The 19,620-nt window shown below is 69.4% G+C and carries 20 protein-coding genes; 7 read left to right on the top strand and 13 right to left on the bottom strand.

The features are described 5' to 3' along the window. Positions 1-23 precede the first annotated feature (23 nt). Together kynU and kynB are read right to left on the bottom strand one after the other, a co-directional pair. A complete protein-coding gene (gene kynU, locus MYA_RS11460; RefSeq protein ID WP_085954491.1) occupies positions 24-1,274 on the bottom strand; it encodes a kynureninase in 1,251 nt (416 codons plus the stop codon). A 26-nt stretch (positions 1,275-1,300) separates the two neighbouring features. Further along, positions 1,301-1,942, bottom strand: a complete 642-nt coding sequence (kynB, locus tag MYA_RS11455; RefSeq protein ID WP_014723534.1) for an arylformamidase — start codon at positions 1,940-1,942, stop codon at positions 1,301-1,303. 130 nt (positions 1,943-2,072) lie between these two features. On the opposite strand from kynB, the gene MYA_RS11450 reads away from it, so the two are divergent. Then, positions 2,073-2,573, top strand: a complete 501-nt coding sequence (locus MYA_RS11450; RefSeq protein ID WP_006477992.1) for an Lrp/AsnC family transcriptional regulator — start codon at positions 2,073-2,075, stop codon at positions 2,571-2,573. Here MYA_RS11450 and MYA_RS11445 read toward each other — a convergent pair. The 4 genes from MYA_RS11445 to MYA_RS31015 form a co-directional block, all read right to left on the bottom strand. Next, positions 2,560-3,069, bottom strand: a complete 510-nt coding sequence (locus tag MYA_RS11445) for a flavin reductase family protein (RefSeq protein ID WP_011885865.1) — start codon at positions 3,067-3,069, stop codon at positions 2,560-2,562. The genes MYA_RS11450 and MYA_RS11445 overlap by 14 nt on opposite strands. 413 nt (positions 3,070-3,482) lie before the next feature. Next, the gene (locus tag MYA_RS11440; RefSeq protein ID WP_014723533.1) at positions 3,483-4,148 is read right to left on the bottom strand and encodes a hypothetical protein; all 666 of its coding nucleotides are present in this window, start codon (positions 4,146-4,148) and stop codon (positions 3,483-3,485) included. Continuing rightward, positions 4,145-5,551: a selenium-binding protein SBP56-related protein gene (locus tag MYA_RS11435; RefSeq protein WP_014723532.1), complete on the bottom strand. Its 1,407-nt coding sequence runs from the start codon at positions 5,549-5,551 to the stop codon at positions 4,145-4,147. The genes MYA_RS11440 and MYA_RS11435 overlap by 4 nt, the downstream gene beginning before the upstream one ends. Before the next feature lie 28 nt (positions 5,552-5,579). Continuing rightward, the gene (locus tag MYA_RS31015; RefSeq protein WP_148278552.1) at positions 5,580-5,882 is read right to left on the bottom strand and encodes a hypothetical protein; all 303 of its coding nucleotides are present in this window, start codon (positions 5,880-5,882) and stop codon (positions 5,580-5,582) included. Positions 5,883-6,118: 236 nt separating this feature from the next. Here MYA_RS31015 and msrA point away from each other — a divergent pair, with 236 nt between their 5' ends. Then, positions 6,119-6,679 (top strand): peptide-methionine (S)-S-oxide reductase MsrA, encoded by a 561-nt coding sequence (msrA, locus tag MYA_RS11430; RefSeq protein ID WP_041493982.1) that lies wholly within the window; start codon positions 6,119-6,121, stop codon positions 6,677-6,679. A 58-nt stretch (positions 6,680-6,737) separates the two neighbouring features. On the opposite strand, the gene MYA_RS11425 is transcribed toward msrA, so the two are convergent. The 3 genes from MYA_RS11425 to pdxH form a co-directional block, all read right to left on the bottom strand. Next, positions 6,738-8,036, bottom strand: a complete 1,299-nt coding sequence (locus MYA_RS11425; protein WP_014723529.1) for a DUF72 domain-containing protein — start codon at positions 8,034-8,036, stop codon at positions 6,738-6,740. A gap of 23 nt (positions 8,037-8,059) precedes the next feature. Further along, positions 8,060-9,280: an SAM-dependent methyltransferase gene (locus MYA_RS11420; protein WP_014723528.1), complete on the bottom strand. Its 1,221-nt coding sequence runs from the start codon at positions 9,278-9,280 to the stop codon at positions 8,060-8,062. A 127-nt stretch (positions 9,281-9,407) separates the two neighbouring features. Beyond that, the gene (gene pdxH / locus MYA_RS11415; RefSeq protein WP_014723527.1) at positions 9,408-10,052 is read right to left on the bottom strand and encodes a pyridoxamine 5'-phosphate oxidase; all 645 of its coding nucleotides are present in this window, start codon (positions 10,050-10,052) and stop codon (positions 9,408-9,410) included. Between the two features lie 129 nt (positions 10,053-10,181). Here pdxH and tcdA point away from each other — a divergent pair, with 129 nt between their 5' ends. Beyond that, positions 10,182-11,039 (top strand): tRNA cyclic N6-threonylcarbamoyladenosine(37) synthase TcdA, encoded by an 858-nt coding sequence (gene tcdA, locus MYA_RS11410; protein WP_034192646.1) that lies wholly within the window; start codon positions 10,182-10,184, stop codon positions 11,037-11,039. Between the two features lie 657 nt (positions 11,040-11,696). On the opposite strand, the gene trxA is transcribed toward tcdA, so the two are convergent. Both trxA and MYA_RS11400 read right to left on the bottom strand, forming a co-directional pair. Continuing rightward, entirely contained in the window at positions 11,697-12,542 is an 846-nt protein-coding gene (gene trxA / locus MYA_RS11405) for a thioredoxin (protein ID WP_014723525.1), read from the bottom strand. Positions 12,543-12,594: 52 nt separating this feature from the next. Beyond that, on the bottom strand, positions 12,595-13,476 hold the full coding sequence (locus MYA_RS11400; protein ID WP_014723524.1) for a pirin family protein: 882 nt from the start codon (positions 13,474-13,476) through the stop codon (positions 12,595-12,597). Positions 13,477-13,841: 365 nt separating this feature from the next. On the opposite strand from MYA_RS11400, the gene MYA_RS11395 reads away from it, so the two are divergent. Further along, positions 13,842-14,720 (top strand): EamA family transporter, encoded by an 879-nt coding sequence (locus tag MYA_RS11395; RefSeq protein ID WP_172820464.1) that lies wholly within the window; start codon positions 13,842-13,844, stop codon positions 14,718-14,720. A 117-nt stretch (positions 14,721-14,837) separates the two neighbouring features. Here the strand turns inward: MYA_RS11395 and MYA_RS11390 are convergent, their stop codons facing one another. Next, positions 14,838-16,355, bottom strand: a complete 1,518-nt coding sequence (locus tag MYA_RS11390; protein WP_011885826.1) for an N-acetylmuramoyl-L-alanine amidase — start codon at positions 16,353-16,355, stop codon at positions 14,838-14,840. Beyond that, positions 16,337-16,888 carry a bifunctional tRNA (adenosine(37)-N6)-threonylcarbamoyltransferase complex ATPase subunit type 1 TsaE/phosphotransferase gene (locus tag MYA_RS11385; protein WP_014723523.1) on the bottom strand — a complete coding sequence of 184 codons (552 nt, stop codon included), beginning with the start codon at positions 16,886-16,888 and terminating at the stop codon, positions 16,337-16,339. Before MYA_RS11385 ends, MYA_RS11390 begins: the two co-directional genes overlap by 19 nt. Positions 16,889-16,905: 17 nt before the next feature. Here MYA_RS11385 and queG point away from each other — a divergent pair, with 17 nt between their 5' ends. From queG to xerD, 3 genes are read left to right on the top strand one after another with little or no spacing between them, the layout of a single operon-like run. Next, positions 16,906-18,132 carry a tRNA epoxyqueuosine(34) reductase QueG gene (gene queG, locus MYA_RS11380; protein WP_014723522.1) on the top strand — a complete coding sequence of 409 codons (1,227 nt, stop codon included), beginning with the start codon at positions 16,906-16,908 and terminating at the stop codon, positions 18,130-18,132. A gap of 58 nt (positions 18,133-18,190) precedes the next feature. Then, complete coding sequence (locus tag MYA_RS11375) at positions 18,191-18,661, top strand: methylated-DNA--[protein]-cysteine S-methyltransferase (RefSeq protein ID WP_011885823.1); 471 nt, start codon at positions 18,191-18,193, stop codon at positions 18,659-18,661. Beyond that, positions 18,658-19,620 (top strand): site-specific tyrosine recombinase XerD, encoded by a 963-nt coding sequence (gene xerD, locus MYA_RS11370; protein ID WP_014723521.1) that lies wholly within the window; start codon positions 18,658-18,660, stop codon positions 19,618-19,620. Before MYA_RS11375 ends, xerD begins: the two co-directional genes overlap by 4 nt.

The raw sequence follows: 19,620 nt of genomic DNA, 5'->3' as shown, positions 1-19,620 counted from the left end.
CCCGGCGCGCCGGGCGTAACGGATCAGGTCACCGCGCCGCGCTCGGCGAACTCGGGCGCCTTCCACGCGTCGGTGGCGAGGATGTCGCGCAGCGTGTCGACGGCGTCCCAGACGTCGACGAAGCGCGTATAGAGCGGCGTGAAGCCGAAGCGCAGCACGTCGGGCTCGCGGTAGTCGCCGATCACGCCGCGCGCGATCAGCGCCTGCATGACTTCATAGCCGTGCGGATGCTCGAAGCTCGCCTGCGAGCCGCGCTGGTGATGCGCGCGCGGCGTGACGAGCTTCAGCGACAGCCCCGCGCAGCGCGCTTCGACGAGCGCGATGAACGCGTCGGTCAGCGCCAGCGACTTGCGGCGGATCGCCTGCATGTCGGTCTGCAGGAACACGTCGAGCCCGCATTCGACCATCGACATCGACACGATCGGCTGCGTGCCGCACAGAAAGCGTGCGATGCCCGGGTCCGGCGCGAACGCCGGCTGCATCGCGAACGGCGCGCGGTGGCCCCACCAGCCGGACAGCGGCTGCGAGAAATGCGCGTGATGGCGATGCGGCACCCACACGAACGCCGGCGAGCCGGGGCCGCCGTTCAGGTATTTGTACGTGCAGCCGACCGCGCCGTCGGCACGCGCGCCGTTCAGGTCGACCGGCACCGCGCCGGCGGAGTGGGCGAGATCCCACAGCATCAGCGCGCCCGCGTCGTGCGCGAGCTGCGTGACGGCCGGCATGTCGTGCATGTAGCCGGTGCGGTAGTTCACGTGCGTGATCATCGCGACGGCCGTGTCGTCGCCGAGCGCGGCCGGCAATTCCGCCGGATCGTCGATCAGACGCAGCTCGTAGCCGCCGCCGAGCTGCTCGATCAGCCCTTGCGCGATGTACAGGTCGGTCGGGAAATTCGAGCGCTCGGACACGATCACGCGGCGCTGCGGCGCGCGCTCGGCCTGATGGCGCAGCATCGCCGACAGCAGCTTGAACAGGTTGATCGAGATCGTGTCGGTCACGACCGTTTCGCCGGCTGCGCCGCCGATCAGCGTCGCGAGCTTGTCGCCGAGGCGGCGCGGCAGCGCGAACCAGCCGGCGGTGTTCCAGCTGCGGATCAGGCCTTCGCCCCATTCGGCGCCGATCACCTGTTGCGCGCGGGCGGCCGATGCGCGCGGCTGCGCGCCGAGCGAATTGCCGTCGAGATAGATCACGCCGTCGGGCAGCGCGAACTGGCCGCGCAGCGCGGCGAGCGGATCGTCGCGGTCGAGGGCGAGCGCGTCTTCACGGGTCTTGATCATGATGTCGATGAGGGGTTCGGTAATCAGGAGGAATGGCCGGGCAGCGCACGCAGCACCGCACGCACGGGGCTCGCATCGAGCGTCGTGAACTTCAGCGGCAGCGCGATCAGCTCGTAATCGCCGGCCGGGACGTCGTCGAGCACGATGCCTTCGAGTATCGCCATCCGGTGCGCGCGCACGCGGTGATGCGCATCCATCGTCTTCGATTCCTGCGGGTCCAGCGACGGCGTGTCGATGCCGATCAGCTTCACGCCGCGCGCGGCGAGCAGGTCGATCGTCTCCGGCGCGACCGCACAGAAATCGCTGTCCCACCGCTCGACGCTCGCGTGCGCGCAGGTGCGCAGCAGCACGCGCGGCGGCACGCGATCGAGCGCGGCCTCGACGTCGGCCGGCTGCACGCGCGGCGCTGCGCCGACGCAGTGGATCACGCGGCACGGGCCGAGATACGCGTCGAGCGGCACGGCGCCGATCGGCGCGCCGTCGGCGTCGTAATGCAGCGGCGCGTCGCAGTGCGCGCCGGTATGCGGCGACAGCGTCAGGCGCGCGACGTTGACCGGCGAGCCGGCCTCCATCTGCCATACGCGCTCGACCGACAGCGGCGTGTCGCCCGGCCACACGGGCGTGGCGGGGCTGAGCGGCGGCGAGATGTCCCAGAGTGTGTCCATGGCATGACGAATCGGTGAATCGATCCTTCGAATGATAGGTGGACGCTCGCAGAAAGTGCTTGCGAAATAACCATGGACAATCCGCCGGATTGGCAGATAATTCGACTCAGAGGGAAAAGGGGGACCAAAAATGCATGCGATCACGCTCGATGCCACCGACTGCCGGATTCTCGCCGTACTGCAGGAGGAAGGCAGAATCAGCAATCTGGACCTGGCCGAACGCATCTCGCTTTCGCCGTCGGCCTGTCTGCGCCGGATGCGGCTGCTCGAGGAGCAAGGGGTCATCGAACACTACCGTGCGTGCCTGAGCCGCGAGAAGCTCGGCTTCGAGCTCGAGGCGTTCGTGCAGGTGTCGATGCGCAACGAGGAAAACCAGTGGCACGAGCGCTTCGCGGAAGCGCTGCGCGAATGGCCGGAGGTGGTCGGCGCGTTCGTCGTGACCGGCGAAAGCCATTACCTGCTGCGCGTGCTCGCGCACAACCTCAAGCACTATTCGGATTTCGTGCTGAACCGCCTGTACAAGGCGCCCGGCGTGATGGACATCCGCTCGAACATCGTGCTGCAGACGCTGAAGGACGAAGCGGGCGCGCCGGTCGGGCTGGCGCGCACGGGGGCGATCAAAGCGGTGTGAGCCCGTGGAAGCCGCCGCCGTGGAACACCAGCGGCGGCGCGGCGTCGGCTGCGGCGCGCACGCCGCAACGCTCGACTTCGCCGACGAAGATCACATGGTCGCCTTCGTCGTAGCGGCTGCGGTTGTGGCATTCGAACCAGGCGAGCGCGCCGTCGAGCACCGGCATGCCCGAGTTGCCGGCCGCGTGCGCGATCCCTTCGAAGCGATCGCCCTTGTAGGTCGAGAAACGCTTGCACAGGTCGAGTTGCGACGCCGCGAGCACGTTCACCACGTAATGGCTGTTGCTGCGGAATACGGGCGTGGACGCCGATTTGTGCGCGAGGCTCCACAGCACCAGCGGCGGATCGAGCGACACCGAGTTGAACGAGCTCGCGGTGATGCCGATCAGTTGCCCGGACGGCGCGCGCGTCGTGATGACGGTGACGCCGGTGGCGAACTGGCCGAGCGCCTGACGAAATGCGGCCGAGTCGAAATCGGGCGGAGTGGCGTGCTTCATCGGGCCGCCATCCACGACGAAACGGACGGGCGCGGCGCGCGGCGGATGCGACGGGCGCGGCGGACGAATGGCGACGGGGCCGGGGCGATCGGTTCGAAAGTGGTGCGCATGGCGCGATTCTAGCGGAATCGCGCGGGGCGGACCTCCGCGCCACGCCCAGCGCGGGGCGAGCGTGAGGTAGCGCACATTGGTGGGGGGCGTTGGCGCCATCGGGGCATCCGCAGCATTCGCGACACCGAATCGGCCGGCGGCATTCGGCATCCAGGGCATCCAACGGCGGCAACCGCGGCAACCGCGGCAACGGCGGCAACGGCAACCACGCCAACTGCGGCATCCACGGCAACGCCGACATCCACGACGCCGCGCAGCCAGCTCACCGCCAGCGCCCTTCCCGCCATACCGCAGCCATCCGCCTACCGCGCCGCGGCGAGCCCGAGCGACAGCGCCCCGGTCAGTATCAGGCTCGACGCCCATACGGCATCGAGATTGAACCAGCTGCGCGCGACGAATTTCAGCCCCAGATAACGGTAGACCAGCCACGCGAGCACGCCGCCCGCGCCGACCATCGCCGCCGCATGGACGGCCGCGACGACGAGCGCCGTGCCGAGATGCGCGTCGATCAGCGTGGCGGCCGCGCGATGGCCGGCATCCCGGTCCGGCCCGCAGAGCCCGAGATAGATCGGCACCAGCATCAGCCCCGCGCCGTGTGCGAGCGCGACGGCGAACGACCACAGCCCGAGCCGCGCCGGCGCGATGCGGGCGAGCGCGCGCGGGTGCCGGCGCCGGATCAGCAGCGCCGCGCCGAAGCCGATCACGAGCACGCTCGCGCCGATCCGGATCGCCGGCTGCCACGCGAGCAACGCGGCGAGCAGCCCGAACGGCAGCATCACCATGAACACGGCGAGCGCGTGGCCGAGTGCGAGATAGCCGAGCGCCGCGACGAGCGCGTCGACGCGGCGCGTCATCAGCGCGTTCGACACGGCGAGCGGCCAGCCCATCGCGGGGTTCAGCCCATGGTAGACGCCGCTCGCGAGCACGGCCGCCCACAGCGCGAGCGACGCAGGCAGGGTGGCGCTCAACGCCTGACCGACGGGTAGCAGAAGGAATCGGTCGAGCAGTCGCCGCCGTCGAGCCGGATCTGATGCGCGCGATAGCCGTCGGGGAACTCGACCCAGTAGTCGTCGGCGAGCGTGAGGCCGCCGTCCGACCCCGCGTGCGCGAGCACCTGCGCGGCCGGCACGCCGTCCGGATAGAACTGGTCGTCCCAGGTCGAGTACAGCGAGTTGGTCCAGTACACGCGCCGGCCGTCGCGGCTGACTTCGACCATCTGCGGGCCGCCCGCGAACGCGCGGCCGTTCGGATGCGGCGCGCGCCGCACGATGCCGCCGATGCGCACCGAGCCCGCGAGCACCGGCCGATGCGGATCGGACACGTCGTACTGGCGCATCTCGCCGGTGCCCCAGCACGACACGTACAGGAAGCGATCGTCGAGCGACAGGTCGATGTCGGTCACGAGCGGCGGCACCGCGCCGAAGCCTTTCAGCAGCGGCGGCAATTCGTCGGCCGCGGCCGGCTCCGGCGGAATCGTCGCGGTCTTCTTCGCGTGGAACCTGCCGTCTTCGCGCCACCAGGTCCAGATCGAGCCTTCGAGCGTGGCCGTATCGACCACGACGCCGACGAACCCGTATTCGCGCGCCGGATCGTGCGCGGGCCGCACTTCGAGCGCCATCTGGTGCTGCGCGCCGAGGTCGATCGTCTGCACGTTGCGACGCGCGCGCAAGTCCCAGAAGTGCAGACGGTGACCGTAGCGGTTGGCGAGCAGGTCTTCCGGCACGATGCCGTTTTCGAATTGCGGCGGCAGCGCCCATTCGCTCGACACCATGTAGTCGCGCGGCAGGTTCCACCAGAAGTCGTAGTGCTTGTCCTGCGGGCCGCGGTCGATTTCCCAGCGGCCGAGCACGTCGAAGGTCTCGCAGTCCATGATGAAGATGCCGGGCGCGCCGTCGGTGCCGTCCTTGCCTGCGCCGCCGAGCGTGCTGACGTAGATGCCTTCCGGGCCGCAGTGGACCGTGTGCGGCCGCGAGTAGCCGGTCTTCGCGAACACTTCGTCGGGCTCGATGATCTTGTGGATGCGCGCCTGCGTCGGATGCGGCTTCGTGTCGATCACGTAGATGCGCGACGAGCGCAGGCCCGGAATGATCAGGAAGCGGCGCTCGAGAAAGGCGTGGCCCGTCAGCGGCGACAGCGACGACGAGCACGCATTCCACCCGAAGTGGTGAAACTCGTCGCCGGTGTGCGGCATCGTCACCGTGTGGACGATCTTCCCGTAGGTCGCCGAGCCGGGCTTCACGTCGATGACGGCGAGCGCGTCGGGGCTGGAAAAATCAGGGCTCAGCAACAACGTATAGGCGAACGCCTCGGGCGGCGCCTGCATCGCAAGCTCGGGTGAGGCGTGAAAGGTCGGGTCGGGCCGCATGTTCATCGTGGTGCCTCCTGTCGGTGGTGTCGAATCACGGGTGCGCCGCGGTCCGGCCGTGCGTGGGCAAGCGCTGCGCGAGGCGAACGCGCCGCCGCCCGCACGCACCGGCGCGGCGCGCGCTGCGGTACGTCAGGTGGAAACGGTGCGGAAAGGTGCGGAAAGGTGCGGCATCCGACGCGCGCCGCTCACGCACGCGTGTTGCGTCGCAATGCGAGCGGATGAACGACGCGGCGCAATGCGCGTCGGTCGGTGCGCCTGCGAGGCGGACGGTATCTGCTAAGGCGTGCATATCGATGTTCCGGCGGATGATGTTGGCATCGGGGCGGGCATGCATCGGCGCTGCGTGCGGCCGCGGCGGGGTGCCGTCGCGGCGCAGCGTGCCTAAGTGTAGACGAGAAATGCGCGGCGGGTCGGGCGCGGCGCGCGCGTGCCTGCCTGCCGGATTTTCGTGCGAGTGAGATACTGGAACGCGTGCCGCTGCGCGCCGGGCGACCGGGCAGCGGCGATACGGACCGGCGAGCCGGGCACGCGCGCGTGCCGGCCGCTACCTTCAACGAGGTACTCAACTTCATGGTGAACGAGATGCTTGAAACCGCGACGCTCGGCGGCGGCTGCTTCTGGTGCACGGAGGCCGTGTTTCTCGACGTCGACGGCGTGACGGCCGTCCAGTCGGGCTATGCGGGCGGCCACACGCGCAATCCCGGTTATCGCGACGTGTGCGACGGCGACACCGGACACGCGGAAGTGGTGAACGTGACGTTCGATCCCGCGCGCATCGGTTATCGCGAGGTCCTCGAGATCTTCTTCGCGACGCACGATCCGACCCAGCTGAACCGGCAGGGCAACGACGTCGGCACCCAATACCGTTCCGTCGTGTTCACGCATTCGGATGCGCAGCGCGACACCGCGCTCGACGTGATCGCCGAGCTCGAGCGCGAGCAGGTGTTCGGGCAGCCGATCGTCACGCAGGTCGTGCCGCTCGACGGCAACTACTGGCCGGCCGAGGATTATCACCAGAACTATTACGCGCGCAATCCGGAGCAGGGGTACTGCTCGGTCGTGATCGGCCCGAAGCTCGCGAAATTCCGGCAGAAGTTCGCGCATCGGCTGAAGTCGCAGCGCGGCGCGTGAGTGGTACGTGAGGGGCGCGTGAGGAGCGCGTCACTCGGCGGCGGCTCGCCGTCCGACGCTACGCCGCTTCGCCGCTCCACCGCGCACACGCGGCGACGATCTCCCGCGCGAGCGCGATGCACGACAGCGGCGCCGAGCCTTCCGCCTTGTTGTTGATCGTGATGATCACCGGCTGGCCGGCCAGCGCGTAGCGCGCGGCCAGCTCGGCGAGCGCCGAACGCGTGGCCGGGTCCTCGTCGACGAGCTGGTCGAACGGCTCGTACTTCGCCTTCGCCTGTTCGTACTTGAAACCGCCGTGCAGGCTCCAGCGCACGATCAGCGGGCCGGGCGCATCGCCGTCGAGCAGCGCGAGCGCGGCCGCCTGGCGCAGCGGGTCCGGCATGCGCGCATGCAGGCCGACGCAGTAGCGAACGCCGAGCGCCGCAAGCGTCCGGATGAAGCGCGGCGTGAGCAGGCAGGCGTCGCGGATCTCGATCGCGTAGCGCGTGCCGTCCGGCTCCGGCGGCAGCGGCGGCAACGCCGCGAAGAACGCGGCCAGCCGCTCGATCAGCGCGGCCGGGTCGGCGAGCAACTGATCGGGCATCGGCGAAAACTGGAACACCAGCACGCCGGCCTTTTTGCCCAGACCATCGATGCACGGCTGCACGAATTCATGCATCGCGAGCGCGGCGTCGAGGAACGTCGGGTTCGGTCCCGACGGTTCGCCGCGCCGGCCGCGCACCACGGCGTCCGTCACGGACGCCGGCGCTTTCACGACGAAGCGGAAATCGTCCGGCACCTGCTGCGCGTAGCGCAGATAGTCGGCCACCGACAGCGGGCCGTAGAACGACCGGTCGAGGCTCACGCTCCGGAGCAGCGGATGCGCGCCATACGCGCCGAGCCCTTCGCGCGACAGCTTCGACTGCGCGAAGTCGCCGTCGAAGACGATGCCGTTCCAGCCGGGGAAGTACCACGACGACGTGCCGAGCCGCACGTTCGGCGGCAGCGCGGCCGCCAGTTCGGCGACCTCGGCGGACACCGGCGCAGGCGGCACGCCGCGCCCGCGCCGCGTGCGCTTCGGCGGTGCGGCCGGCGGAGGCGGCTCGTCCCACAGCAGGCCGGATTCAGGCGAGGGCGGTTCGGGGTCGTCGGTAGCGCGCGGCGACGCTCGATCGGCGCGCGCCGGGCGTCGTTCTTGCGGCGCCGCGTGCTCGCCGGCCGGTTCGGGTTTGCCGGCGGCACCGGGGCCCGGGCCCGCGCATGCATCGTCGGCGGACGCGCCGAACAGGTCGAATTGCGCGTCGGCACCCGGTCCCGGCGTCCCGTCGCGCTGCTGTCGTTGCGGTCGCGCGTTGCGCCGCGTGCTGCCGTCACCCATGCATGCCCAGCGTGAAGCGCCGCCTAGCGCGGCAGCGCGTGTTCGTACATGTAGCGCCGCGACCACGGCAACGTTTTCGCGCTGCGGCCGGCCTTGCGGCACACGATCTGGAAGATCGACACGTCGTCGTGCTCGAACGCATACGCGCAGCCGGCGAGATACACGCGCCAGATGCGGAATTTTTCGTCGTCGACGAGCCCGCGCGCCTGTTCGGCGTTCGCCTCGAAATTCTCCGTCCAGATTTCGAGCGTGCGCGCATAGTGCCGCCGCAGGCTCTCGATGTCGACCGCCTCGAGCCCGCCGCGCTGCGCCGCTTCGAGCGCGAGGCTGATGTGCGGCAGCTCGCCGTCCGGGAACACGTAGCGATCGATGAATTCGCCGCCGCCGAGCGCCGTTTCGCCGCTTTCCGCGTCGGTCGACGTGATGCCGTGGTTCATCGCGATGCCGTCGTCGGCGAGCAGCTCGCGCACGCGCGAGAAGTAGAGCGGCAGATTCTTGCGGCCGACGTGCTCGAACATCCCGACGCTCGTGATGCGGTCGAATTGCCCGTCGATTTCGCGATAGTCCTGCAGGCGGATCTCGATCTTGTCCTCGAGGCCGGCCGCCTTCACGCGCGCGGTGGCGAGATCGAACTGGTTCTGCGACAGCGTCACGCCGAGACACGTCGCGCCGAACTTCTGCGCGGCGCGCAGCACGAGCGCGCCCCAGCCGCAGCCGATGTCGAGCAGCCGCTGGCCGGGCTCGAGCTGGATCTTCGTCAGGATATGGTCGATCTTCTTGATCTGCGCGGTCGCGAGATCTTCATCGCCGTTCTCGAAGTACGCGCACGAGTACACCATGTTCTCGTCGAGCCACAGCTTGTAGAACTCGTTCGACACGTCGTAGTGGTACTGGATCGCCTTCTTGTCGGTGCTCTTCGTGTGATTGAAGTAGCGCCGCACGCGCGCGAGCTTGCTCGCGCTGGTGACCGTGCTGCGCGCGAGCGAGTAGCTGATGTTGATGATGTCCGACAGCCGGCCCTCGATGTCGATCTTGCCCTTCACGTACGCCTCGCCGAGGTTGTCGAGGCTCGGCTCGAGCAGCAGCGGCAACGCCGATGCGCTGTTGACCTTCAGCGTGACCTGCGGCGCGCTGAACGTGCCGAAATCGAGTTGCTCGCCGTTCCACAACACGAGGCGCGCCGGTAAGTTCGCCTTCGTCCGTACTTCGTCCGCCCACTGTGCCAGCTTCTTTTCCCAGAACATTTGGAATCTCCGTTTGTTCGTTGAATCGAATACAGCCAGGTTTTCTGGCCGGGCGCCCGCATCTTGCGATGCGGGCGCCCGGTTGCAACACGAGATACGGCCGGCGCCGGCGCTGCTGCGGCGTCGCTTACGGTGCCAGGCGCGAGATCGACCAGCCCGTCGCCGCGGCGTCGTCGCGCGTATAGAGCAGTCGATCGTGCAGCCGCGACGGGCGGCCCTGCCAGAATTCGATCGCGTCGGGCACGAGGCGGTAGCCGCCCCAGTGCGGCGGGCGCGGCGGGTTCTCGCCGTAGCGGGCGGCGACTTCCTTCTCGCGCGCCTCGAGCGTCGCGCGGCTGTCGATCACCGTGCTCTGCTCGGACGCCCATGCGCCGATGCGCGAGCCGAGCGGGCGCGAGGCGAAATAGCGGTCGCTTTCGTCGGCGCTGGTCTTCTCGATCCGGCCTTCGATGCGCACCTGGCGCTCGAGCTCGATCCAGTAGAACAGCAGCGCCGCATGCGGATTGACGGCGAGGTCGTGCCCCTTGCGGCTTTCGTAATTGGTGAAGAAGACGAACCCGCGTTCGTCGACGGCCTTGATGAGCAGGATTCGGGCCGACGGCCGGCCGTCGTCGCCGACCGTGGCGACCGTCATCGTGTTCGGCTCGGGCAGCTTGGCGGCGAGCGCCTCCTTGAACCAGCGGTCGAACTGGACGAACGGGTCGGGGGCGGCGTCGGCCTCGTCGAGCGAAGCACGCGAATAGTTGATGCGGAGATCGGCGAGTGTCGTCATGTTATGCAAACGCTTCAATCGGGGGCCAGTATAGCGAACGCGCGAGAATCGTGCGTACACCGTCGCGAGGAAAGGCGGGGGAGTTCAGGCAAAATAGAGGGCCGCACGACTTACGTTTTCCTTGCTGCCATGCCCGCTGCCGACGCTGCCCTGCCCAGTTCCTCCGATCTTACCGCGAGCCCGCCGATCCAGCTTGACGTGGATCGCGAGCGCCGCTTCGGCGGTATCGCACGGCTGTACGGCGCGCCGGCGCTCGCCGCGTTCGAGCGCGCGCACGTGGCGGTGATCGGCATCGGCGGCGTCGGGTCGTGGACGGCCGAGGCGCTGGCGCGCAGCGCGGTCGGCACGCTGACGCTGATCGATCTCGACAACGTCGCCGAAAGCAATACGAACCGGCAGATCCACGCGCTCGACGGCAATTTCGGCAAGCCGAAGGTCGACGCGATGGCCGAGCGCATCGCGCTGATCGATCCCGCGTGTCGCGTGAACCGGGTCGAGGATTTCGTGGAGGCCGACAACTTCGATGCGCTGCTCGGCGGCGGCTTCGACTACGTGATCGACGCGATCGACAGCGTGCGCACGAAGGTCGCGCTGATCGCATGGTGCGTCGCGAAAGGGCAGCCGCTCGTGACGGTCGGCGGCGCGGGCGGGCAACTGGACCCGACCCGGATCCGCATCGACGATCTCGCGCTGACGATCCAGGACCCGCTGCTGTCGAAGGTGCGCGCGCAGTTGCGCAAGCAGCATGGCTTTGCGCGCGGCCCGAAGGCGCGCTTCAAGGTCAGCGCGGTGTATTCGGACGAGCCGCTGATCTATCCGGAAGCTGCCGCGTGCGACCTCGAGGACGGCGCGGAGCCGTCGGCCGCCGCGCACGTCGCGGGGCTCAATTGCGCGGGGTTCGGATCGAGCGTGTGCGTGACCGCGAGCTTCGGCTTCGCGGCCGCCGCGCATGCGTTGCGGGCGATTGCGGCGCGGGCCGTGCGCTGATCGGGAATCGGTGGCTGGCGGGTGCGCCTTTGGTGAAGTGGCGCGGCTGACGAGCGTTGTGCGGTGGGGGGTGGGGGCGCTGGTTGGATCGTTGTGGCCTGGGCAGGGAGCGGTGGTCGTCGCAGCTCGCGCATCGAGGACCCACCAACGAGGTATATCAGCGAGCCTCGTTCAGCTAGGCTCAACTAAGTGAGGCTCGACCGGTGAAGCCCGACCAGCGAGGCCCGACCAGCGAGGCCCGACCAGCGAGGCCCGACCAGCGAGGCCCGACCAGCGAGGCCCGACCAGCGAGGCCCGACCAGCGAGGCCCGACCAGCGAGGCCCGACCAGCGAGGCCCGACCAGCGAGGCCCGATTAGCGAGGCCCAACCAGCGAGGCCCGACCAGCGAGGCCCGACCAGCGAGGCCCGACCAGCGAGGCCCAACCAGCGAGGCCCGACCAGCGAGGCCCAACCAGCGAGGCCCAACCAGCGAGGCCCAACCAGCGAGGCCCAACCAGCGAGGTCCAACCAGCGAGGTCCAACCAGCGAGGTCCAACCAGCGAGGTCCAACCAGCGAGGCCCAACCAGCGAGGCCCAACCGGCGAGACTCAACCAGCTAGGCCCAACCAGCTAGACCCGATCAGCTAGACCCAACCAGCCAGCCCCCGCCTCCTCCATTAATTGAGCGCCATGCTCAGCTTGCGCCGCCACGCGGCAACCAGCTCGGGGCGGTCGCCCGCCAGTTCGAACACCGAAATCATCGTGCGGCGGCCGAGGTCGTCGCCGTACGCGCGGTCGCGCAACACGATCTCCAGCAACTGTTCGAGCGCGCCTTCGTACGCGCGGCGCGCGATCAGGCTCTGCGCGAGGTCGAAGCGCGCGTCCAGATCGCCGGGATTCGCGGCGATGCGGGCTTCGAGCGCGTCGGTCGGCGGCAGGTCGGCCGTCGCGTCCAGCGCGTCGAAACGGGTCTTGATCGCCTGGTAGCGCGGATCGGCCTGCAGCGTCTGCGGCGACAGGCGCTCGGCCTCGGCACGCGCCGCGTCGACCTCGTTGTTCGCGAGCAGCAGTTCGATCAGGTCGAGCCGTGCGTCGTCGAAGCCGGGGTTCAACGCGAGGGCCGCTTCGAGGTGCGCGAGCGCGTCGTCGAAGCGCGACTCGGCGAGCGCGTATTGTGCGGCGCGGCGTTCGGCTTCGTCGGGCGCCGGCAGCAGCCGATCGAGGAACTCGCGCAGTTGGCCTTCCGGCAGCACGCCGATGAACTGGTCGACCGGGCGCCCGTCGGCGAACGCGATCACGTGCGGGATGCTGCGCGTCTGGAAGTGCGCGGCAAGCTCCTGGTTCTCGTCGACGTTCACCTTGACGAGCTTCCAGCGGCCGGCGTAATTGGCTTCGAGCTTTTCGAGCAACGGCCCGAGCGTCTTGCAGGGGCCGCACCACGGCGCCCAGAAGTCGACCAGCACGGGCGTGTCCAGCGACGCCTCGATGACGTCTTTCTCGAAAGTGGCAAGCGTGGTGTCCATGTCGTTCTCTGCAGTTCGAATGTGTTCAGGATGGGGGCGGCGCGCGCGTTTTTCAACGCGGCTTCGCTGCGGGCAACGGAATCCACTCGGTTTCGCCGGGCACCTTGCCCATTTCCTGCTTCGTCCACGCCTGTTTCGCCTGCTCGATCGCATCGCGGCTGCTCGCGACGAAATTCCATTCGATGAAGCGCTCGCCGTCGAGCTTGTCGCCGCCGAGCAGCATCGCGCGCGCGCCGCCGCTGCTCGCGAGCGTGACGGTCGTGCCCGGCACGAGCACGGCCATCTGTTGCGCCGGCACCGGCGTGCCGTCGATCGTGAGGTCGCCGTCGACGACGTAGACGGCCCGCTCCTCGTGCGACGCGTCGAGCTCGAGACGGCTGCCGACCGCGAACCGAGCGGCGACGTACAGCGTGCGCGAGAACGTCGTGACCGGCGAGCGCAGGCCGAAAGCGTCGCCGGCGATCACCGTCAGCGACACGCCGCCTTCGTCGCGCGTCGGTAGCGTGTCGGCCGCATGGTGCTCGAACGACGGCTCGGTGGTTTCGTGCGCGACCGGCAGCGCGACCCAGGTCTGGATCCCGTGCACGGTATGGCCGCTCTCACGCAGCGCGTCGGGCGTGCGCTCCGAGTGGACGATCCCGCGGCCGGCCGTCATCCAGTTGACGTCGCCCGGCACGATTTCCTGCAGCGAGCCGAGGCTGTCGCGGTGCAGGATCGCGCCGTCGAACAGATACGTGACGGTCGCGAGCCCGATATGCGGATGCGGGCGCACGTCGAGGCCGGTGCCCGGCGGCAGCGCCGCGGGCCCCATGTGATCGAAGAAGATGAACGGGCCGACGAGGCGGGCGGCGAGTGCGGGAAGCGTGCGGCGCACCTGCAGGTTGCCGATGTCGCGCAAGTGCGGTTTCAGCAGGGCTTTGATCGAATCGGTCATGACGGGTCTCGTGGGGAGCGGCGCGGTGCCGGTCATTGTACTGGGGCGGTGGCGGCGCGGGTGCAGTGCGGCCAGGCGTGGCCCGGCCGGCCACCCGCCGCCCGACGGCGAAGCGGTGGGAAAGCGGTGCGGATGTCGCGGCGAATCGACGGCGAATCGACGGCGAATCGGCAGTGAAGCCGTGACCAAGCGCAGCCGAATCGCCCGCGAAACGATGTCACCTCGCGGGCACGCACGATGCGCCGCACCGCTCGTCGCGGCACGGCGCGATCCGATGCGCGCCGCGCGGGTCGCGGATCGCGCCGCGAAATTCGGTAGACTGGCCGGCTCGGCAGCCCGGCCGATTATCGAGGAGACTTCCCATGATGGCCCCGAAGGACCTGCTGCTTGCGCTGATCGTGATCCTCGCATGGGGCGTGAACTTCGTCGTGATCAAGGTCGGCCTGCACGGCATGCCGCCGATGCTGCTCGGTGCGCTGCGCTTCACGCTCGCGGCGGTGCCCGCGGTGTTCTTCGTGCGCAGGCCGCAGATCCCGTGGCGCATGCTGATCCTGTACGGCGCGACGATCCAGCTCGGCCAGTTCGTATTCCTGTTTACCGGCATGTACGTCGGGATGCCCGCCGGCCTCGCGTCGCTGGTGCTGCAGTCGCAGGCGTTCTTCACGCTGGTGTTCGCGATGCTGTTTCTCGGCGAGCGGCTGCGCGCCGAGAACCTCGCGGGGCTCGCGATCGCCGCGGCCGGGCTCGTCGTGATCGCGGTGCAGGGCGGCGCCGCGATGACGCTCGCCGGCTTCCTGCTGACCATCGGCTCGGCCGTGATGTGGGCGTTCGGCAATATCGTCACGAAGAAGGTCGGCCGCGCGAACCTCGTGTCGCTCGTCGTGTGGGCGAGCCTCGTGCCGCCGCTGCCGTTCTTCTTGCTGTCGCTGTGGTTCGAGGGGCCGCAGCGGATCGCCGCCGCGCTGGCCGGACTGAACGGTACGTCGATCTTCGCGGTGGTCTATCTGGCGTTCGTCGCGACGCTCGTCGGCTACGGCTTGTGGAGCCGTCTGATGTCGCGCTATCCGGCCGCGCAGGTCGCGCAATTCTCGCTGCTGGTGCCGATCGTCGGGCTCGCGTCGTCGGCGCTGCTGCTCGACGAGCACCTGAGCCGCATGCAGCTGGTCGGCGCCGCACTCGTGATGGGCGGGCTCGTGGTGAACGTGTTCGGCGGGAAGCTGTTGCGCCGCTTCGCGGCGTCGTGACGCGCCGGCACGCGGCGCGTGCCGGCGGCGGGAAAGGCAGAGGGGCTGCGAAGCCGGTGCAGGCGCGGGAAAGGTCGGCCAGGACGAGCGGGCCGTGCCGCTCGCACCGGCCGTACGTCAGGCCATCCGGTTCTTCGCGAGCGGCGGATTGGCCGCGAAGTAGCGCTTGATGCCGCGGAAGATCGCGTCGGCCATTTCCTCGCGATAGCTGTCGTCGTTGAGTCTGCGTTCTTCGTCCGGGTTGCTGATGAACGCGGTCTCGACCAGGATCGACGGAATGTCGGGCGCCTTCAGCACCGCGAACCCGGCCTGCTCGACCGAGCCCTTGTGCAGCTTGTTGATGCCGCCGACTTCCTTCAGTACGTAGTTGCCGTAGCGCAGTGAATCGCGGATCTGCGCGGTGGTCGACATGTCGAACAGCGCGCGGCTCACGGCCGCGTCCTGCGTCTTGATGTTGATGCCGCCGATCAGGTCGGATGCGTTTTCCTTGTTCGCGAGCCAGCGCGCGGCGGCGCTCGACGCGCCGTGGTCGGACAGCGCGAACACCGACGAGCCGCTCGCGGACGGCGTCGTGAACGCGTCCGCGTGGATCGACACGAACAGGTCCGCGCCGACGCGGCGCGCCTTCTGCACGCGCACGTTCAGCGGCACGAAGAAGTCGGCGTCGCGGGTCATCATCGCGCGCATGTTGGGCGCGCCGTCGATCTTCGCGCGCAGCTTCTTCGCGATGTCGAGCGCGACGTGCTTCTCGTAGGTGCCTGCGCCGCCGATCGCGCCCGGATCCTCGCCGCCGTGGCCCGGATCGATCGCGACCGTCAGCAGCCGCATCGTGCCGCCCTTGCCGGATTTCGGCGCGGTGAACTTGTAGGTGTCGGCGTCGTCGTCGCTGTCGTCGCGGCGCGCGATGACGGGCGGCGGCTTGACGGCCGGCTTCGCCGGCGTCGAAGGCGCGGCCTGCGGCGTGCGCGGCGCGGCCGGCGTGTTCTGCGCGAAGCGCTGGAAGAACGCGTCGCTGTTGTCGGCCGCGGCGGGCGGCGTGGCCGGGCCCGTGAGCCTCGACGGCGGCTGCATCTGTTGCGCGCGCGCGCTGTCGTTCAGCGCCTGCTCCTTGCGTTCGGTCTGTGCGATCAGGTCGGTCAGCGGATCGGGCGCGACCGCCGGATACAGGTCGAACACGAGCCGGTACTTGTAGGTGCCCACCGGCGGCAGCGTGAACACCTGCGGTTTCACCGACCCCTTCAGGTCGAACACCATCCGCACCACGTGCGGCTGATACTGGCCGACGCGCACCGACTGGATCTGCGGATCGTTTGGCGCGATCTTCGACACGAGGTCGCGCAGCGCCTGGTCGAGATCGAGGCCGTTCAGGTCGACGACGAGGCGGTCCGGCCCCTGCAGCAGCTGCTGGCTGTTCTGCAGCGGCTGATCGGATTCGATCGTGACGCGCGTGTAGTCGCGCGCGGGCCAGACGCGCACGCCGAGCACCGAAGATGCGTGCGCGACGCGCGGCGCGACGAGACCGAGCACCAGCGTCGACGCACCGGCGCGCAGGATCTGGCGGCGCCGCCAGTTGTGCGTCGCGGTGGCCGCCGATTCGATCGAGCGGAACGGTTTGATCAACATCTTTCGAGACATGCCTTTCCTGAAGCGCTGAACGCCCGGACGGTGAGGGCGCGGCCGTCGCCGTCCACGTCGAGCGAGAAAACCAGATCGGGCACGCCGAGTAGCGCGCCTGCCTGTTGCGGCCATTCGACGAGGCAGATCGCGCTCGAATTGAAATATTCGCGAAAGCCTGCGTCGGACCATTCGGCCGGATCGTTGAATCGATACAGATCGAAGTGATAGACCTCGAGTTCCCCGTCGTCGCGCGCGAACGCGTATGGTTCGACGAGCGTGTAGGTCGGGCTGCGCACGCGCCCCGTGTGGCCGAGGCCGCGCAGGATCGCGCGCACGAGGGTCGTCTTGCCCGCGCCGAGATCGCCGATCAGCTGGATCTGCAGCCCCGCGAACGCGTGGGTGCGCGCCAGCTCGGTGCGTGCGGCGTCGAGCGCATGCGCGAAGCGGGCGCCGAAGGCCTCGGTCGCCGCTTCGTCGGCGAGTGCGATCACGCGCTGCGCGAGCGGAGCGGGCAGCGTGTCTGCATGAGGCGGATGGGGCGTGGCTGGCATTCTCGTAAAATAGTGCGATGAACCGCTTACCGGAACTCGCCGCATCCGACGGCCCTTCGGCTCGTGCCGAGGGCGCGGCGCCGTGCGCGCTCGACGATGCGGCGTTGACTGCGCTCGCCGCGCGCATCAGGGCGTGGGGGCGCGAATTGGGTTTCGGGGCGATCGGCATCAGCGATACCGATCTCTCGGATGCCGAAGCGGGCCTCGCCGCCTGGCTGGAAGCCGGGTACCACGGCGAAATGGATTATATGGCGAAACACGGGATGAAACGCGCGCGGCCGGCCGAACTTGTGGCCGGTACGCGACGCGTGATCTCCGCGCGGCTCGCCTATCTGCCGGCCGCGACGCTCGCCGCCGACGCGCCCGACGCGTCGTCCGCGCCGCACGACTGGCGCGCCCGCGAGCGCGCCCGGCTCGACGATCCGCAGGCGGCCGTCGTGTCGATCTACGCGCGCGGCCGCGACTATCACAAGGTGCTGCGCAACCGGCTGCAGACGCTCGCGGAGCGCATCGAGCGCGAGATCGGCGCATACGGCTACCGCGTGTTCACCGATTCGGCGCCGGTGCTCGAGGTCGAACTCGCGCAGAAGGCCGGCGTCGGCTGGCGCGGCAAGCACACGCTGCTGCTGCAGCGCGACGCGGGCTCGCTGTTCTTCCTCGGCGAGATCTACGTCGACGTCGCGCTGCCGACCGATGCGCAGACGGCGCCCGATGCGGCGCCCGAAACGCCCGGCGCGCACTGCGGCAGCTGTACGCGCTGCCTCGGCGCGTGCCCGACCGGCGCGATCGTCGAGCCGTATCGCGTCGACGCGCGCCGCTGCATTTCGTATCTGACGATCGAGCTGAAGGGCAGCATTCCGGAGCCGCTGCGGCCGTTGATCGGCAATCGCGTGTACGGCTGCGACGACTGCCAGCTCGTGTGCCCGTGGAACAAGTTCGCGCAGGCCGCGCCGGTCGCCGATTTCGACGTGCGGCACGGGCTCGATCGCGCGACGCTCGTCGAGCTGTTCGGCTGGGACGCCGAAACCTTCGACACGCGGATGCAGGGCAGCGCGATCCGGCGCATCGGCCACGAAAGCTGGCTGCGCAATCTCGCGGTCGGGCTCGGCAACGCGCTGCGTGCGCCGGCCGGGCGGTTCGCGCCCGCTGCGCGCGACGCGATCGTCGCCGCGCTGCGCGCGCGAGCGGACGATCCGTCGCCGGTCGTGCGCGAGCACGTCGAATGGGCGCTGCGCGCCGCATGAACGCGGCGTAAAGTGTCGTCGGCGCGGCGGCGCCGCGCGTTTCACCGGGAGGAGAATGATGTTCAACGCAGTGATCGACGCACCGTTCGGCAAGGTCGGCATCCGCACCGACGCCGCGGTGGTGCGCGAGATCGTCTATCTGCCCGAATCGGTCGGGTCGGTCGCGCCCGATTCGCCGCTCGCCGAGCGTGCGGTCGAGCAGATCGAGCGCTATTTCGAGCGGGCGTCGGCACGCTTCGACCTGCCGCTCGCGCCGGTGGGCAGCGCGTTCCAGCAGCGCGTGTGGGACGTGATCAGCGACATTCCGCCGGGCACGGTGCTGACCTACGGGCAGGTCGCGAAGCGCATCGGCAGCGCGCCGCGCGCGGTCGGCCAGGCGTGCGGCGCGAACTACTTTCCGCTCGTGATTCCGTGTCACCGCGTCGTCGCGGCGGGCGGCCTCGGCGGTTTCGCGAACCACGACGACGGCGGTTATTTCCAGACAGTGAAGCGCTGGCTGCTCGCGCATGAAGGCGTGCCGTACCGATGAACGAACCGTTGCTTTCCCCCGCTTCCGATGCCGATGCCGCCGGCGATCCGCTCGCCGCTTCGCCGGCGCAGCTCGCGAGCCGCGCGTCGATCGACCTGTTCTGCGACGCGCTGTGGCTCGAGCACGGACTGTCGCGCAATACGCTCGATGCGTACCGGCGCGACCTGACGTTGTTTTCCCAATGGCTCGCGGCCACCCACCACGCGGCGCTCGACTCCGCCGACGAAGCGATGGTGACCGGCTATATCGCCGCGCGCAGCGACGGCAAGGCGACGTCGTCGAACCGGCGGCTGTCGGTGTTCCGTCGCTACTACGGCTGGGCCGTGCGCGAGCATCGCGCGAGCGCCGACCCGACGTTGCGGATCGCGTCCGCGAAACAGGGCGCGCGGTTTCCGTCGACGCTGTCGGAGGCGCAGGTCGAGGCGCTGCTCGGCGCACCGGACATCGGCACGCCGCTCGGGCTGCGCGATCGCACGATGCTGGAGCTGATGTACGCGAGCGGGCTGCGCGTGAGCGAACTGGTCACGCTGAAGACCGTCGAGGTGGGGCTCAACGAGGGCGTCGTGCGGGTGATGGGCAAGGGCTCGAAGGAGCGCCTCGTGCCGTTCGGCGAAGTCGCGCACGGCTGGATCGAGCGCTATCTGCGCGACGCGCGGCCGGCGCTGCTCGGCGCGCGCGCGGCCGACGCGCTGTTCGTGACCGCGCGCGGCGACGGGATGACGCGCCAGCAGTTCTGGAACATCATCAAGCGTCACGCGCAGCGCGCGGACGTGCGCGCGCACCTGTCGCCGCACACGCTGCGGCACGCGTTCGCGACGCACCTGCTGAACCACGGCGCGGACCTGCGCGTCGTGCAGCTGCTGCTCGGCCACAGCGACATCTCGACCACGCAGATCTATACGCACGTCGCGCGCGAGCGGCTCAGGACGCTGCACGCGCAGCACCATCCGCGCGGCTAG

The sequence above is a fragment of the Burkholderia sp. KJ006 genome (genome assembly GCF_000262695.1).
GTDB lineage: Bacteria > Pseudomonadota > Gammaproteobacteria > Burkholderiales > Burkholderiaceae > Burkholderia > Burkholderia vietnamiensis.
This window is presented reverse-complemented; position numbering and strand designations above follow the sequence as displayed.